Annotated in this window: 8 protein-coding genes; 6 read left to right on the plus strand and 2 right to left on the minus strand. The window is 38.6% G+C overall.

From position 1 onward, the window contains the following. Positions 1–261: 261 nt before the first annotated feature. Both ACJVDK_RS01200 and ACJVDK_RS01205 read right to left on the minus strand, forming a co-directional pair. Entirely contained in the window at positions 262–591 is a 330-nt protein-coding gene (locus tag ACJVDK_RS01200; RefSeq protein ID WP_443938496.1) for a hypothetical protein, read from the minus strand. Between the two features lie 603 nt (positions 592–1,194). After that, a complete protein-coding gene (locus tag ACJVDK_RS01205) occupies positions 1,195–5,268 on the minus strand; it encodes a two-component regulator propeller domain-containing protein (protein ID WP_443938497.1) in 4,074 nt (1,357 codons plus the stop codon). Positions 5,269–5,489: 221 nt separating this feature from the next. On the opposite strand from ACJVDK_RS01205, the gene ACJVDK_RS01210 reads away from it, so the two are divergent. From ACJVDK_RS01210 to ACJVDK_RS01235, 6 genes are read left to right on the plus strand one after another with little or no spacing between them, the layout of a single operon-like run. Continuing rightward, positions 5,490–8,429: a SusC/RagA family TonB-linked outer membrane protein gene (locus ACJVDK_RS01210; RefSeq protein WP_443938498.1), complete on the plus strand. Its 2,940-nt coding sequence runs from the start codon at positions 5,490–5,492 to the stop codon at positions 8,427–8,429. 28 nt (positions 8,430–8,457) lie between these two features. Then, a complete protein-coding gene (locus ACJVDK_RS01215) occupies positions 8,458–10,065 on the plus strand; it encodes a RagB/SusD family nutrient uptake outer membrane protein (protein WP_443938499.1) in 1,608 nt (535 codons plus the stop codon). 11 nt (positions 10,066–10,076) lie between these two features. Beyond that, complete coding sequence (locus tag ACJVDK_RS01220; protein ID WP_443938500.1) at positions 10,077–11,192, plus strand: SusE domain-containing protein; 1,116 nt, start codon at positions 10,077–10,079, stop codon at positions 11,190–11,192. A 20-nt stretch (positions 11,193–11,212) separates the two neighbouring features. Then, positions 11,213–12,256 (plus strand): glycoside hydrolase family 53 protein, encoded by a 1,044-nt coding sequence (locus ACJVDK_RS01225; protein WP_443938501.1) that lies wholly within the window; start codon positions 11,213–11,215, stop codon positions 12,254–12,256. Positions 12,257–12,294: 38 nt separating this feature from the next. Further along, on the plus strand, positions 12,295–14,961 hold the full coding sequence (locus tag ACJVDK_RS01230; RefSeq protein WP_443938502.1) for a membrane or secreted protein: 2,667 nt from the start codon (positions 12,295–12,297) through the stop codon (positions 14,959–14,961). Then, a complete protein-coding gene (locus tag ACJVDK_RS01235; protein WP_443938503.1) occupies positions 14,961–17,414 on the plus strand; it encodes a DUF4982 domain-containing protein in 2,454 nt (817 codons plus the stop codon). The genes ACJVDK_RS01230 and ACJVDK_RS01235 overlap by 1 nt, the downstream gene beginning before the upstream one ends. Positions 17,415–17,589 lie beyond the last annotated feature (175 nt).

Genomic DNA, 17,589 nt, shown 5'->3' on the forward strand with positions numbered 1-17,589 from the left:
AAAAAATTAATGTTAAAGCAAGGTAGATTCCGAATACCTTCCATACACTTTTAGATAGAAATGCTAAGAGTAATAATACGGCCCATAGGATGTATCCCGTAATGAAAGAAGTAACGATTACATCTTCTTGTTTAATAAATTTACATAAGAGCAGATGAAATGTGAACATGACAATATATCCACCTAAAGTTCCAATTAGTATTTTTGCAAACCTCAACCAGGGAGATTTAGTAAGGTGCTTTTTGTTTGCAGGCATGAGAATTAAATAAAAATTTCGAGTAATAGAAAGACAACATAAAGTACTGCCAAGGTTGAATACCGAATGTAACGGAAAGGTTGTACGGTTACGACTAAACTTCCAACGGCCATTAAGCAAAATAGCGTTGCTGTTAAACCACTTGTTAAACCTAATTTTAAACAAAGTAAAATTGCTGATAGGATAACGAGTACAATAGTGGATTGTCTGAATAGTTTAGACTGTGCATTTAGTTTTTTTACATAGTCTGAAGTATTGTTCTGTTTATTTTGCTTCGAGGTGAGATACCAAATTTCGAACGCGATTAACAATAACAATAGTGATGTTGTGATCATTTTTGGTAATAGTTTGCTTTTAGAGTTAAGTTTTTTGATTTAGAAATTTCTGCAAATATAGAAGTTTTCTATTCTTATTTAGATTTAATTTAAATAAAAAAGTATTACTATTATTGGGCTTTCCCTGTAAAAAGAATATTACTTCGTGGTGTAATTTTTAAATCAGCGCCCCATATTTTGATATTGCTCCAAATTAAATCCTTATGATGAACCTTATTTTAGAGTAAATTTCATTTTTATTTGTTGTATTACTACAGGGGAGGAATTCGAAGTTTTAGCTATGACCCTAAAACTCAGATAACAAAAGAGTATATTCATGTTGATAGCTTACAACGAGATGATCATGCGAATCCATCAATTGCTTAACTTCCTGATGGAAGATTCATTACTTTCTTTTCGAAACATAGCGGGCCCAAAAATCTTCCTATATATTTTGTTGTTTAACTGGCAGACATGAATGATATATCTACTTCCGAGTTACCTTTTTGTACCTCCTGACATTTGCCCTCTGACTTCTTGACTTTCCGATCTCCGTACTGTATTCACTTTTACAAGATGCTTATTCCCAGATTTTCGGACCACGCATTTCAGACTACATATTCCTTATTCCCCATCTTTTAAGCGCTGCATATAACCCGTTGGGGTTACGCCAAATTCCTTTTTAAATGCTTTTGTGAAATACGATTGTGTTTGAATGCCAATGCGGTAAATTACTTCGGTCATCAATACGTCTTCGGTTTTCATGATTTCGATGGCTTTTCTTAATCTGGCCGATCGAACAAATTCGCCGATAGATTGACCTGTAATCGATTTTAGCTTTTGGTATAACTTGGTTCTGCTCATGCCAATCTCCTTGCATAAGTAATCGATATCCATATCGGGGTTAATCATTTGCTCATCGATAATGCTTAAAATTTTGTTCATGAAATCTTTATCCTTTTCAGAATGAACAAGTTCTTTGGGTTCCGAAGTTCTATTTTTTAAATAATGATCTTTCAGTTTTTCGCGTTGCTCAAAAATATTTTTGAGGGTAATTTGCAATAAATCGGTGTTAATGGGTTTGGTAAAATACCAGTCGGCGCCCGATTCTGCCCCTTCAATTTCTGCTTCAAGACTGCTTTTAGCTGTTAGCATTAAAAAAGGAATATGACTCGTTTCGAGGTCGTTTTTCACGATTTTACAGAATTCGGTACCCGTCATACCCGGCATCATGACATCGCTGATAATTAAATCTGGAACTTCAGTTTTGGCAATTTCTAATCCCGATTGACCATCAATAGCCTCCAAAATTTTATACGAACTGCTCAATGTTTTTCGTAGGAATACACGCAATTCATCGTTGTCATCAACGATTAGAATGCGGTAATCGGATTGTTCATTTTCTGGGATACTTTCTAGTTGGATAGCATCCGTTTCTGTCCCATAGCTTAAGCTTTCCAATCGGATTCCTCCAGCTTCAGAGCTTTGTATAAAGCGTTCATTTACGGTGTAATCTTCTTTTTTAGCAGGTATACCGATAATGATTTCTGTCCCTTTGTTTCTTTCGCTCGATACACGGATAATCCCCTTGTGGAGTAAGGTTAAACTTTTTACAAAGGCCAAGCCTACTCCCGAGCCTAAATGTGTTTCAGTAATGCGGTAATAGCGCTCAAATAAATGCGGAATAGATTCTTTGGAAATGCCAATACCGCTATCAATTATCCGGAAATACACGTATGATTCAGCCTGATAATCACTGGTAATATTCAATTGATTTTCAAACTCAGGTTGATGGTTTTCTAAGGAAGTGAATACCTGTATTTTTAAAATCCCACCATCTTTGGTATACTTTAATGAATTGTTTACCAGGTTTAAGATAATTTTTTCAATCACTTGCCTGTCAAACCAAATTTGTCCTGAAATGTGCTCTTTTTCGACAGTCAGAGCGATATTTTTCTCTGCTGCCATTTCCGAAAACTCTTCCGCAACTTCGTCAATAAACAGGTTTAAATTGCCGTTAATAACATTCAGTTTCAGCGCTCCGCTGGCTGTTTTGCGAAAATCCATTAACTCGTTAATTAAGCGCAATAAACGGTTGGCATTCCGATGAATGGTGAGGTAATAATTTTGAAATGATTCTTGCCTGTCTTCTTTCAAAAGGCGTTCAATCGGTCCTAAAATTAGCGAAAGTGGTGTTCTGAATTCGTGCGAAATATTGGTGAAAAACTGAAGTTGTGTTTGATGAATTTCTTCGCGCTTTTCCTCTTCTAATTTTCTAATTTCCAGTCGGCGTTTAAAACTCAAGGCTTCGTAAATCGCATAGCACAGGATGGCAAAAGATACAATTCTAAACCACCAGGTAGCCCAAAAAGGAGGGGAGATGATGATTTTAACAGATTGACCATTTTCATTCCAAACATTATCATTGTTTGACGCTTTTACATGAAAAGTATACGTTCCGGGATCTAAATTGGTATAAATGGCCTGGTTTGCATTTCCGATGTGGATCCAATCTTTATCTTGCCCATCGAGCTTGTACGCATAATTATTGTTCTCATTGGAAACATAGTTTAATGCTGCAAAACGAAAGGAAATAGTTGCTTGGTCGTAATCAATCTTAATTTTAGACGTGTAACTGATATCATTTTCCAATGCCGAATCTTCTGATGGTTGAATTTTCCGATTAAAAATTTGAAATTCAGTAATGTACACAGGTGGTACAAATTTGTTGATTTGAATATCATTGGGATAGAAAGAATTAAATCCATTTACACCGCCAAAAAAAAGTTCACCACTTTTGGTTTTTAAATATGCATTGGCTTCAAATTCAAGTCCTTGTATGCCATCTCCGGTGTTATATTTTTTAAAAGCTCCTGTTTTAGGGTTAAATTTTGTAAGCCCTTTGGATGTCGAAATCCAAAAAATACCATTCCCATCCTCGGTAATTCCTTTGATAAATTCGGTGTTTAAGGCTGCTTTTTTGGTGTAGAGCGAGAAAGATTTTTTTGCTTTGTTAAATAGGTATAAGCCCGATTGGCCAATCCATAAATTGCCTTTGCTGTCGACAAAAATTACCCTTAAATCGGGCATTTTACCCATTCCAGTAAAGTAATGCGAAAAAGTTTTGGTGCGTAGGTTATAGCAATTTAAACCTCCGTCGTCGGTTCCAATCCACAGGTTTTTTTCATGATCTTCAGCAATGGAAACGATGTTGTTGCCGTTTAATTTACTGCCATTCGCACCAGTTAGAATGCGTTTAAATTTTTTTGTTTGTGGATTGAAAAGATTTAAACCCCCATAATAGGTTCCAATCCACAGGTTTTTTTCACTGTCCTCAAATGTTTTTTGGACGTAATCGGATGAGATGGCATGCGGATCGGCGTTGTGTTTGTAGCGTGTGAACGTACCATCGGCATGTAAAATGTTTAGTCCGCCAGCCCAAGTGCCTACATAAATTTGCCCGTTTCGAGTCTGGGTAATGTCGAGCACGGCATCGGCACCAATGCTGTTTGGATTAAAAGGATTATAGCGGTGATGTGTAAAAGTTTTAGTTGTTTTATTATAGGTATCTAAGCCCCCGCCGTCCGTTCCGATGTAAATATTGCCATTATTTCGGTCTTCACAAAAAGCTCGAACATCGTTGTAGCTCAAACTATTTTTATTCTGCTCTTGTCGGAATAGTTTAAACTTTTCAGCCTGGGGACTGTACAAATTAACACCACCCCGATGGGTACCAATCCATAAATTCCCTTGCTTATCCACAAATAGTGATGAAACGGTACGTTGCGATAAACTGGTTGAATTGCCGGGTTCGTTCTGGTAATGCTTAAATTGTTTGGTAGCTGGGTCGAACCGATCAAGACCACCGTTAATTCCTCCAATCCATAGGTTTTTATGTTGATCAAAAGCAATGGCTCTTACTAAATCGCTACCAATGCTGGCTTTATTGGTTTCCTGATGGTTAAAAATTTGGATGGTATGGCTTGTTGGCTGTAGGTTGATTAATCCACTTTCCTCGGTAGCAAACCAAAATTCACCCGTGTTCGATTTTTTTATTTGACGAATGGTGAAACGCTCCAGTTCAGGAAGAGCCTGTGCTTGTTTACTTTTGAGGTTTAAAGTTTGAATACCCGCGTTACCGGCTATCCACAGCATACCATCGTTGTTGCGATAGAGGTCGTAAATGAAATCTTGTTTTTGGGTGTTTGATTGATATTCAAAGCGGCTAAAATTTTTCTTCGTTTCATCTAGAAACTTTAATCCTCCACCATAAGTCCCAATTAGCAATCCCTGTTCTGTTTCTATAATGGAAGTTACTGCATTTTTACCATCTTTATCACCCGATCTGTAGATGCTGAAATTGTTTTTCTGTGCATTAAACTTATTAAGTCCGTCAGCAGTGCCAATCCAAAGTATATGCTGCTTGTCTTCAAAAATGCAACGGATAAAATTGTCGCTTAAGCTATTTTCGGATCCATTCGTTTTAAAAACCGTTATTTGATTTCCGTCGTATTTGTTGAGTCCATCACGGGTACCAAACCAAAGAAAGCCACGGTGATCTTGAAAAATACATTCGATGGTACTGTTGGATAAGCCTTCTTCTAAACTAATTTGTTTGAACTTTAAATTTTGGGCAAAAGTTGCTTCAATAGATAAAAAAATGATGAAAAATAGAAGGGATTTTAGCAGTTTAGTCATTCAGTATTAAACAGAGCCTAAAGGTAGTGTTTTATTTTAAAATTGTGTTTAAATGTTGTTTTTAAGGTTGATATGGCATAAAAATGTCAAATAGAAACAAATAAATGAACAATAGAACAAGTCCTAATTAGATAAATAAACTTGATTTGTGTTGTTAATTCTAACCATATATTTATATGCATATTTTTACATCTTTTCTCAAGGGTAATAAGCGGGGTTTAATGCTTTTGCTTTTAATTTTTACCAATGGATTTCTATTTGCACAACAGGCCACGATTACTGGTATCGTAAAAACAGCACCTGATAATTTAGGGATGCCTGGTGTAAGTGTTCGTTTAAAGGGAACGACTGTTGCTACTTCAACCGATGGCAATGGAAACTTTACCATTAAGATTCCGGCAAAAGCAGGGATTTTAGAATTTTCATCAATAGGATATAAATCCCAAGAAATAGCCGTTTCTGCCAGTACAAATTTAACGATCACATTGCTTGAAGAGTCTAATACCTTAACCGATGTGGTGGTTGTGGGGTATGGAACAACGCGCAAACAAGATTTAACAGGCTCGGTAGCTGTTGTGAGTACCAAAGATTTTCAAAAAGGAAACATCAGTACACCTGAGCAAATGTTATCAGGTAAAGTTTCTGGGGTGGCTATTACTTCAAATAGTGGTCAACCTGGGGCAGGAAGTACCATTCGTATTCGTGGAGGTTCTTCATTAAATGCTAGTAACGATCCGTTGTTGGTTATTGACGGTGTTCCCTTAGAAAACGGTGGTGTTTCAGGGGCAGCAAATCCCTTGAGTTTTATCAATCCAAATGATATTGAGAGTTTTACCGTATTAAAAGATGCCTCTGCAGCAGCTATTTATGGCGCAAGAGCAGCAAATGGTGTAATTATCATTACGACCAAAAAAGGAGCTGGCGACGCATTAAAAATTGCTTTTAACTCTGTAAACTCGATTTCTACCTTATACAAGCAGGTGGAAGTGTTAAATGCCGATCAAATACGTACAATTGTAAATGAAAAAGGAACTTCTGCACAGAAAGCACTTTTAGGAAGTTTTAATACCGACTGGCAAGATTTAATTTATCAAAATGGTTTCTCAACCGATAACAACATCAGTATCAGTGGTGGTATTAAGAAATTGCCTTATCGTTTATCAATCGGATATCAAAACCAAACCGGTGTTTTAAGAACGGATCAATTAGAGAAAACATCAGCAGCGCTTGTATTTAATCCCCGTTTCTTGGATAATCATTTAAAAGTGGATGTGAACTTAAAAGGAAGTTTGCAAGATACGCGTTTTGCAAATGTTTCGGCTATTGGGGGTGCGGTTAGTTTTGATCCAACACAAGCAACTTATACCAATCGTTCCGATTATAATGGTTATTGGGAATGGCTAGATCCTACGACTCCAACGGGTTTAGTGAATTTAGTTGGCCGTAATCCGGTGGGTTTATTGGAGCAGCGCGTAGATCGTGCAAAGCCGATGCGAAGCATTGGGAACATGCAAATTGATTATAGTTTTCACTTTTTGCCAGAATTACATGCGAATTTGAATGCCGCTTACGATGTGGCTTCAGGTAAAGGTACCGTTTATGTTGATCCAAACGCTGCAGAGGCAATCGTTAGTAATGGACAAAATAATCAGTACAAACAAAACAGAAGAAATACCGTATTGGATTTCTACCTGAATTATGTAAAAGAATTTAAATCAATCAAAAGTAGAGTAGATGTAACGGCAGGATATTCGTATAACGATTACCTAACAACGCAATATAATTACCCGAGCTACGATGCGTATGGAAATAAAATTGCTAACTCAGATCCGGCTTTTGCAATTGATAAACCGCAATATAGATTGATTTCGTATTTCGGACGCTTGAACTACACCTACGACAATCGTTTCTTGTTAACAGCAACGGTTCGTCGCGATGGTTCGTCACGCTTTGGTCCAGATTATAAATACGGTGTTTTCCCTTCTGTAGCCTTGGCTTGGACACTTAAAAATGAATCGTTTTTGAAAGATAACGAAACCATATCGGCGTTAAAACTGCGTGCAAGCTACGGGGTTACCGGTCAACAAGACGGAATTGGAAACTATACCTACATGTCTACATATGGTTTAAGTTCAATAAATGCATCGTATCAGTTTGGGAATACTTATTACCAAATGTATCGTCCTAGCGCTTACATAGCCGATATAAAATGGGAAGAAACCGCTACAACCAATATTGGTGTAGACTTTGGGTTTTTAGATAACCGTATAACAGGTAGTTTAGATTTTTATCAAAAGAAAACAAACGATCTTTTAAACAAAGTGCCTCAACCAGCGGGTACCAATTTCTCGGCAAATGCTGTTGTGAACGTGGGCGACATGGAAAACAAAGGGGTAGAACTTACAGTAGGCTATAACGCCATCAAAGGAAAAGATTTTAATTGGGATTTAAGTTTGAATGCAACCTACAATAAAAATACCATTACCAATTTAACCGTTGTGCCGAATGATCCAAATTACGTGGGTTTTCCAAGTGGAACAATCGCCGGAGGAGTTGGTGGCCAATATGCGTTTATTAATGCGGTGGGTGGTCCAAAAAGTACTTTTTATTTATATCAACAAACCTACGACCAAAATGGCAAGCCAGTGGAAGGTGTGTATGTAGATACAAATGGCGATGGAATCATTAACGAGAGCGATTTAACCAAAGGCCAGCAAGCAGACCCAAGGGTTTTCTTGGGCTTAAGCAATAACTTGAGCTATAAAAAGTGGAATTTATCTTTCACATTAAGAGCTAATCTAGGTAACTATGTTTACAACAATAACTACAGTCAAAGTGGTAATTTAACCCAAATTTTAGGAACAGCAATTCTTTTAAATGCCTCGCCAAATTACCTAACAACTAATTTCAAAACACAGCAACTATTAAGCGATTATTACGTTCAAAATGCCTCTTTCTTGCGCATGGACAACCTAAACTTAGGCTATAACTTTGGGAAAGTGTTAAAAACCAAAGCCAATTTGCAATTGACAGCCAGTGTACAAAATGTATTTGTTGTAACGAAATATGAGGGATTAGATCCGGAAGTGCCTTCAGGCGTAGATAACAATTTATACCCGCGTCCGCGTATTTACTCTTTAAGCTTAAATGTTAATTTTTAAGAAGATGAATTGCTTTAACAAAAAATATATGAAACTACGTGTTTTACAAATATTCATGATGGCTTGTTCAGCGATGGTTTTTACCAGTTCGTGCAACAAGTTAGATTTAGTGCCCACCAACGATTTAACCGCTGATAAAGTGTACACATCTGTTGCCGGCTACAAACAATCTTTAGCAAAAGTATACGGTGCTTTCGCTTTAACGGGAAATGCATCGGTAGGTTTACCAGATGTTCCACCAGAGATTATTAAAGATGAAGGAAACTCAGATTTTCTTCGTTTGTATTGGAATTTGCAAGAGTTAACAACTGATGAAGCTGTTTGGTCGTGGCAAAATGATGCCGGTATCCAAGGTTTACATGAAATGACTTGGGGTTCTGTTAACGCCATAATTAACGGATTATACTACCGTTCATTTTATCAAATTACCCTTTGTAACGATTTTATCAATCAATCAAGTGATGATAATTTAAGTAAAAGAGGTATTGTAGGTGCTGATGCTGATGAAGTACGTAAATTCAGAGCAGAAGCGCGTTTTATTCGTGCGTATCAATATGCGGTATTGATGGATTTGTACGGAAATCCTCCTTTTGTAACTGAAACAACCGTTATTGGTGGTAAAGAGTTACCAAAGCAAATTTCGCGAAAAGACCTTTTTGCCTACGTAGAGTCGGAACTTAAAGCTATTGAAAATGATTTGGCTGCGGCTAAATCAAATGAGTATGGACGTGCAGATCGTGCCGCTTCATGGGCCTTGCTTTCAAGAATTTACTTGAATGCAGAAGTTTATACTGGAACGGCTAGATACACCGATGCCATTACCTACTGCAACAAAATTACGAGTGGGGGTTATGTGCTGCATGGTAACTATAGAGAGTTAACAATAGCAGACAATCATTTGAATACAGATGAAAATATTTTCACCATCAATTACGATGGAACCAGTACGCAAAATTTTGGGGGAACAACCTATTTAATGCACGGTCCAGCGGCAGTTCCTGCGGATATTTCAGGTTCGAATGGCAACTGGGGCGGATTACGTGTGACACAGCAATTTGCCAATCTTTTTGCTGATAAAACAGGAGCAACTGATACACGTGCACAGTTTTATATGTCGGGTCAGAACTTAGAAGTAAATGATTTGTATGTTTCAACGGATGGATATTCAACTACGAAATACAGAAATAAAACCAGAACAGGCGCAGCAGCTCCTCATCAAGATGTAGCAAAAGATTTCTCGGATATTGATTTTCCTTTATTCCGTTTGGCTGAGATATATTTAACCTATACCGAAGCCGTTTTGCGTGGCGGAACAGGCGGGAGCTTAACCACCGCTTTAGACTATGTAAACAAATTGCGTACACGTGCTTACAACGGAAGTTTAGCGGGTAATGTAACTTCGAGTGCCTTAACCACCGATTTTGTATTAGATGAACGTGGCCGTGAATTGTGGTACGAAGCTAGCCGAAGAACTGATTTAATCCGTTTTGGAAAGTTTACAACCAACACTTATTTATGGGCATGGAAAGGTGGCGTTAAAGCAGGTACCGCGGTTGATGCGAAGTACAATCTTTTTCCATTGCCTCCAACTGATTTGTCGGCCAATCCAAATTTACGTCAAAACACCGGTTATTAATCTTTACGAAAATGAGAAAAATATTCATTCATACCTTATGTATTTTCTTTTTAATCAGTGTTTTTACACGTTGTACAAAAGAAGAAAGTACCAATATTATTGTTCCACCAAGTTCAGCTTCCTTGGCATTTAAAAGTTCAACACCTTCGGTGGTGTTAACGGCTGCTACAGACGCAACGAATGTTATCACTTTTAGTTTTAATGCCGCTGATTTCGGCGCGACGGTGGTTCCAACCTATAGCTTAGAATTCGATGTGCCTTCTGACACCACTGGTGCCAATGCATGGGCCAATGCAGTATTGGTTAAACTTCCTGCCGGATCGCTAAGTAAAAGCTATTTGGGAGCTGATTTTAATTCTCTTTTAACAAACAACTTAATGATGCCAACCGGTGTTGTGAGCAGTTTAGTGGTTCGGTTAAAAGCAGAGGTTAACCAAAATAGCGGGTTGAGTTCAACAATTAAACCTATTTATTCGACCTTGACGGTTTCAGTGAATCCTTACAAAGCAGTGGTCGTGTATCCTGCATTAATGGTAAAAGGGGGAAATTCATGGAAAACACCAACGGTTAGAACCAATGGATATGTATTAACATCCGGTAAGTTTAATGCGAAATATGAAGGATATTTAGACTTGCCAAATGCCGATGGTTGGGGTGGAGATGCCTTTCAATTGGTGTCGTTAACCGATCCAACAAAAGTGTATGGATGGGGTACTTCGGCTACTACCTTAGCGTTGGGTGGCGGAAATCTTTGGTTGTCACCATCACCGGCCTACATGAAAGTAAATGCCGATTTAGATGCTATGACCATTAGCTACACACCGGTTAAATTTTATATTTCTGGCGATGACAACGGATGGAGCACATCGTCAACGCCAATGGTGTACAATGCCAGCACCCAGAAATGGACGGCAGCCAATGTGAGCTTAACCGCTGGTAAAACATTTGTGTTTACAGCAAACGGTGGTTACGATATTAGCTATAAGGTTGATGCCAATGGCACCTTGGTTTTTGCAGGTGCACCAACATGGGGCGGAATTAATATTCCGGTAACAAAAACAGGTGTTTTCACCATAACACTCGATTTGAGCGCTGGTGATGGAAATTATACTTATTCAATAAAATAGCGAAGAATATGTTGGGAATTATGAAAAGAAAAGGCATGAAATGGTTCAGTTCAATTTTAATGCTTTCAGTAGTTGCACTAGGCTGTAATAAATCTACTGGTGAAACACAATATTATCCGCTACCAGATGCACCGGGTGCATACGCAAAAGGAGCAGATGTAAGCTGGTTAACCGAAATGGAAGCGGCCGGTAAAAATTTCTATAACAATGCAGGTGTGCAGCAAGATTTGCTTAAAATATTAAAAGATAAAGGCATCAATACCATTCGTTTAAGGGTATGGGTAAATCCGGCATCCGGATATTGCAATACAGCCGATGTTATTTTAAAGGCAAAAAGAGCACAGGCCATGAATATGCGCATTTTAATTGATTTTCATTACAGCGATACCTGGGCCGACCCTGCAAACCAAACCAAACCAGCGGCTTGGGTAGGTCAAAGTTTTGCAGACTTAAAAACCTCTGTTTATACCCATACCGTAGAGGTTTTAACAGCTTTAAAAAATAATAAGATTGTACCTGAATGGGTACAAGTGGGAAATGAAACCAACAACGGCATGCTTTGGGAAGATGGTAAAGCTTCGGTAAGCATGAAAAACTTTGCCGATTTGGTGCTATCAGGCTATAACGGTGTAAAGGCCGTGAATCCAAGCAGTAAAGTGGTGGTACATATTTCAAATGGATATGACAATGCCTTATTCAGATGGATTTTTGATGGACTAAAAAATAACGGTGCAAAATGGGATGTGGTAGGCATGTCGATGTACCCATCGGCAAGTGACTGGTCGACAAAAAATACGCAATGTTTAGCGAATATGAACGACATGGTTTCGCGTTATGGCTCTGAAGTGATGATATGTGAGTTGGGGATGCCTGTTAGTGAGGCTACAGCCTGCAATGCTTTTATCAAAGACTTAATAGCGAAAAATAAATCGTTGCCAAACAATAAAGGTTTAGGTGTTTTTTATTGGGAACCTCAGTCGTACAACAGTTGGAATGGCTATAAATTGGCAGCGTTTGACGATACGGGTAAACCTACGGTAGCAATGGATGCCTTTTTGCCTTAAAATTATCAGCTGTTTTAGCAAGAGCTATTCTTCCTTTGATGATTCTTTGGAGTGTCCGAAGACTTCATCGCGTTCAGCATGCTAAGCTTTGTGTAAAAGATGATTCGGCAAGAAGAAAAGCAAAAACGAATAAGCATATAGGCTTAATTGTAGTACATTTATTTATGATTTTAACGAAAAACAATTCTCTTTTTATCGGGTTTATCCTTGCATCAATAAGTGTTTTTGCACAAAACAAGCAAGGCATTTATGTTGATAAAGCTGGGGTGATTCGCTGGGAAAAAGACAAAAAAGAAGCGACCTTTTTTGGGGTCAACTATACAGCCCCCTTCGCTTATGGAAATCGTGCCATTACACGAGTGGGCCAATCGGCTGAACAAGCTATCAAAGATGATGTCTATCATTTCGCTCGATTGGGTTTTGATGCTTTTCGCGTGCATGTGTGGGATCAGGAAATATCCGATGTAAATGGAAATTTGATAGAAAATGAACATTTACGTTTGTTCGATTTTCTAATCGCGGAGCTTAAAAAGAGAAAAATAAAAACCTTGGTTACGCCCATTGCCTTTTGGGGGAATGGCTATCCCGAACAAGATGAAAAAACCGGCAGTTTTTCAAATGTATTTGGAAAAGATAAAGCCTTGGTTGAGGAAGCAGCCATAAAAGCACAAGAGAATTATTTACAACAATTTTTTAAGCATAAAAACCCATACACGGGTTTAACCTATCAACAGGATAGTGATATTTTAGGTACTGAAGTAAACAACGAACCACATCACAGCGGGGCCAAGGCCTTAACTACCGATTATATCAACCGCATGGTTGTAGCCATTAAAAGTGCTGGGTGGACAAAACCAATTTTTTACAACATTAGTGAGTCGCCATGGTATGCTGATGCTGTGGTAAAAGCAAATGTGCAAGGTCATAGTTTTCAATGGTATCCAACCGGTTTAGTAAGCGGGCATACTTTGCAAGGCAATTATCTTCCAAATGTGGCCAAATACCAAATCCCGTTCGATACCATTCCTGCTTTCAAGAATAGAGCAAAAATGGTGTATGAATTTGATGCTGGCGATGTGATGCAGCCCATTATGTATCCTGCAATGGCTAAAAGCTTTCGAGCGGCAGGCTTTCAATGGGCAACGCAGTTTGCATACGACCCCATGGCTACTGCTTACGCCAATACAGAATACCAAACACATTATTTAAACTTGGCTTATACGCCAGCAAAGGCGATAAGCATGTTAATCGCTGCGCGAGTTTTTCATCAAAGCAAACGTTTGGAGCAAAGCGATGATTTACATGCTTTTGATTCTTTCCGTATCGATTATACGAGTGCTCTGAGCGAGATGAATAGTCCGCAGGAGTTTTGCTATACCAATTCCACTTTTTCAGAACCGGTAGCAAGCAGACAGTTGAAGCATATTGCTGGTTTGGGAAGCTCTATTGTTGTTCAATACGAAGGAAAAGGAGCATATTTTTTAGATAAATTGGAAGATGGGCTTTGGCGTTTAGAAGTAATGCCCGATGCGTTGCATATCCGCGACCCTTTTGAACGTGCATCGCCCAGTAAAGAAGTTACGCGAATTAATTGGGCAACGTGGCCAATGGCCATTAATTTGCACGATTTAGGAACCAATTTTAGTATTCAAGGTTTAAATGACGGCAATCAGGTAACCGCATTTGCAGATAACACACATTTTACTATTTCTCCTGGAACCTATCTGCTGAGCAAGAAAAATCTACACAGTAATTTATCGGCAAAAAGTAGGTATCAAAATATCATTCTTGGCGAATTTGTGGCGCCAAAAGCATCAACAGAAGCTGTTTATGTGAAGCATTATCCTTTTGCAACGCTTACAGAAACAGTGCCTTTTCGGGTACAGGCTGAAATAGCGAATCTTTCTACCGGAGATTCTGTTTTTGTGCAATTGAATACAGCAAATAGAGGGCGGTTTTTCCCGATGAAAATGAGCATTCCGTATTGTTTTGTAGCAGAAATTCCCGGCGATTTTGTTAAGAATGGTTTGCTGAAATATCAAATCATTGTTCAGAAACAGGATGGAAGCTACATAACCTTTCCGGCGAATGAAAAAACCAATCCTTTTGCATGGGATAAATTGGAACAGGCTTCGTATCAAAGTTATGTCGCAGGGAAAAATGCCTTTTTGGAGATTTTTAACCCGGCAGCAGATGGCGATAAAATTAATGCCTATACACCAGATTGGAAAGAAAATAAAATCAACTATACTTCGGATATCAATCCAGAACAGTTGAATTTAACCTTATCCATCGGAAAACCGAAAGCAAACGAAATAATGGGCTTTCAAAGTTTTTTTGGCGATAAATTGGTGGGAAGAAAATCCGAATTAAATCGCTTTAAAACCCTAGTGGTAAAGCTGAAAGCGAATACGGAGAATACAAAAGTTAAAATTGGTTTAATTGATACGGATGCTCATTTCTTTTCAGCCGAGATTGTCGCTAACACCACCTTTAAAACTATTGAAATTCCTTTGGAACAATTAAAAAATGATCGTCAATTATTGCTTCCGCGACCTTATCCGGGCTTTTTGCCTTTATATTTTCAACACACAAACAAAGGTGTTTTCGACTTGAAAAATACCGAAAAAATAGAACTTACATTTGGTTACGAGGCAACTGCAAATCCACTGGCGATTTCGGTTGAATCCATTTACCTACAATAATGATTACATACATGTTTCAATTTAAAAACATACTTTTAACCTTCGTGGTAGCCGGCTCTGTGGCGATGAATGCATTTGCACAACGAACCGAAATTTTATTAGACGAAGGATGGAAATTTTCGAAAGGAAGCTTTCCAACAGCCAAGGAACCTGGTTTTAACGATAGCCATTGGCAAACCGTAAGCGTTCCACACGATTGGGCAATTGCCGGACCTTTTGATAAAGAAATCGATAAACAGGTAACGGCCATCGTACAAAACAACGAAACGGTAGCCACTGAAAAAACAGGTAGAACTGGGGCACTGCCTTATGTGGGTGAGGGTTGGTACCGTAAAAAACTAAACCTTCCAGCGTTAAAACCACATCAAAAAGTGTTGCTTCAATTGGATGGAGCCATGAGTGAACCGCGGGTTTATCTCAATGGGAAGTTGGTTGGACAGTGGAATTACGGGTACAATTATTTCTTTATCGATATCACAAACGATTTAAAATCGAGTGGAAATGTGTTAGCTATTCAGCTGAATAACAAGGAGAAATCTTCGCGTTGGTATCCTGGGGCTGGTTTATACCGAAATGTACACGTCACGATTAAAGATGAAAAAAGTATTGACCAATGGGGCATTACCATAACCACCCCAATTGTTCAAAAGGAATTCGCGAAGGTCAATATTAAGACAAAAGTAACTGGTACTAACCTGCGTTTGGTGACGCAAATTTTAGATGCAACTGGAAAACAGGTTGCAATTGATTCGGCTAAAGGCTTTTTTGGCAATGAGGCCGACCAAAATATTCAGCTTTTAAATCCGAAATTATGGAGTCCGGAAAGCCCGAATTTGTACATGGCTGTTTCGAGTGTTTATGAAGGAAACATCTTAAAAGATGTGCAGAAAACGCGTTTTGGTGTACGCGAAATACGCTACGAAGCAGGGAAAGGTTTCAGCTTGAATGGTCAGATTCGAAAATTTAAAGGTGTTTGTTTACATCACGATTTAGGACCATTAGGGTCAGCCATTAATGTGGCTGCCTTGAAAAGACAATTGGTTATTTTAAAAGAAATGGGTTGCGATGCCATCCGGAGCTCACACAACATGCCATCGCCCGAGCAATTGGCGTTATGCGATGAAATGGGCTTTATGTTTTTGGCTGAAAGTTTCGATGAATGGGCAAAAGCGAAAGTAGAAAATGGGTATCATTTGTACTTCAATACCGATGCAGAAAAAGATGTGGTAAATTTGGTAAAGGCCAATAAAAATCATCCTTGCATTGTGATGTGGAGTTCAGGCAACGAAGTTCCTGACCAATTTGGCGCCGAAGGTGTAAAAAGAGCAAAATGGTTGCAAGAAATTTTTCATCGCGAAGACCCAACCCGTCCCGTTACGGTAGGAATGGACCAAGTGAAAGCCACCATGCAATCGGGTTTTGGTGCCTTGCTTGATATCCCAGGTTTAAATTATCGAGTACATCTTTATGAAGAAGCGAATAAAGCATTTCCACAAGGCTTTATTTTAGGCTCAGAGACGGCCTCTACGGTGAGTTCAAGAGGCGTTTATAAATTTCCAGTGGTAAAAGGATATGATAAACAATACGACGACAACCAATCATCTTCTTATGATATGGAATATTGTAGTTGGTCAAACTTGCCAGACGACGATTTTGTATTGCAAGACGATAAGCCTTGGGTAATTGGAGAATTCGTTTGGACGGGTTTCGACTATTTAGGAGAGCCAACACCATATGATAACAAATGGCCATCGCGTAGTTCATATTTCGGAATATCCGATTTAGCCGGTTTACCAAAAGACCGTTATTATCTGTATAAAAGCAGATGGAATAAATCTGAATCTACTTTGCACATTCTTCCACATTGGAATTGGGCTGGGAGAGAAGGTCAAACGACCCCAGTTTTTGTCTACACCAACTACGATAGTGCCGAACTGTTTTTAAATGGAAAGAGTTTAGGTGTTCGTAAAAAAGATAAATCATCCCCTCAAAATCGATATCGATTGATGTGGATGGATGTAAAATACGAGCCTGGAACCTTAAAAGTAGTAGCGTATGATAGCAATGGAAAAGTGGCTAAAGAATCGCAGATGGTAACCGCCGGAAAGCCTGCCAAAATGGTTTTAACCGCCGATCGTACGACGCTAACCGCAGACGGAAAGGATTTGTCTTTCGTAACCGTTTCTATTGTAGATAAAGACGGAAATCCATGCCCCAATGCCGATAATAGTTTGAAATTTAGCGTAAAAGGTGCGGGTACCTTTAAAGCAGTTTGCAATGGCGATGCTACTTCCTTAGAATCGTTTGTAAACCCTACCATGAAAGCCTTTAGCGGTAAATTGGTGGTGCTTGTTCAATCTGATAAAAAAGGAGGAAAAATTGAATTAGCTGTATCGGGAAAATCACTCCCAACATCTAAAATAGAAATACAGTCAGCAAAACAAGCTGATTAAGCAAAAATAATTTCAAAACGAAGGCTGTCTATCTCGTTTTGATAGGATTAAATCGGTTCCAACGTGGGCAAATTTTGACCCATTGGAACCTATTTTATTTATACCAAGCCCTGCAATCCCTTTGTTTTTCCTGAATATCAAAGGAGGGGGATAAAACACACGTTGTTCATGTGTA

Source organism: Pedobacter paludisoli, assembly GCF_052344095.1.
Lineage (GTDB): Bacteria > Bacteroidota > Bacteroidia > Sphingobacteriales > Sphingobacteriaceae > Pedobacter.

What these genes read in the sequence shown, in the direction of transcription:
- ACJVDK_RS01200 (WP_443938496.1), bottom strand. Translation starts at nt 591, where the DNA reads ATGATCACAACATCACTATTGTTATTGTTAATCGCGTTCGAAATTTGG.
- ACJVDK_RS01205 (WP_443938497.1), bottom strand. Translation starts at nt 5,268, where the DNA reads ATGACTAAACTGCTAAAATCCCTTCTATTTTTCATCATTTTTTTATCT.
- ACJVDK_RS01210 (WP_443938498.1), top strand. Translation starts at nt 5,490, where the DNA reads ATGCTTTTGCTTTTAATTTTTACCAATGGATTTCTATTTGCACAACAG.
- ACJVDK_RS01215 (WP_443938499.1), top strand. Translation starts at nt 8,458, where the DNA reads ATGAAACTACGTGTTTTACAAATATTCATGATGGCTTGTTCAGCGATG.
- ACJVDK_RS01220 (WP_443938500.1), top strand. Translation starts at nt 10,077, where the DNA reads ATGAGAAAAATATTCATTCATACCTTATGTATTTTCTTTTTAATCAGT.
- ACJVDK_RS01225 (WP_443938501.1), top strand. Translation starts at nt 11,213, where the DNA reads ATGAAAAGAAAAGGCATGAAATGGTTCAGTTCAATTTTAATGCTTTCA.
- ACJVDK_RS01230 (WP_443938502.1), top strand. Translation starts at nt 12,295, where the DNA reads ATGATTCTTTGGAGTGTCCGAAGACTTCATCGCGTTCAGCATGCTAAG.
- ACJVDK_RS01235 (WP_443938503.1), top strand. Translation starts at nt 14,961, where the DNA reads ATGATTACATACATGTTTCAATTTAAAAACATACTTTTAACCTTCGTG.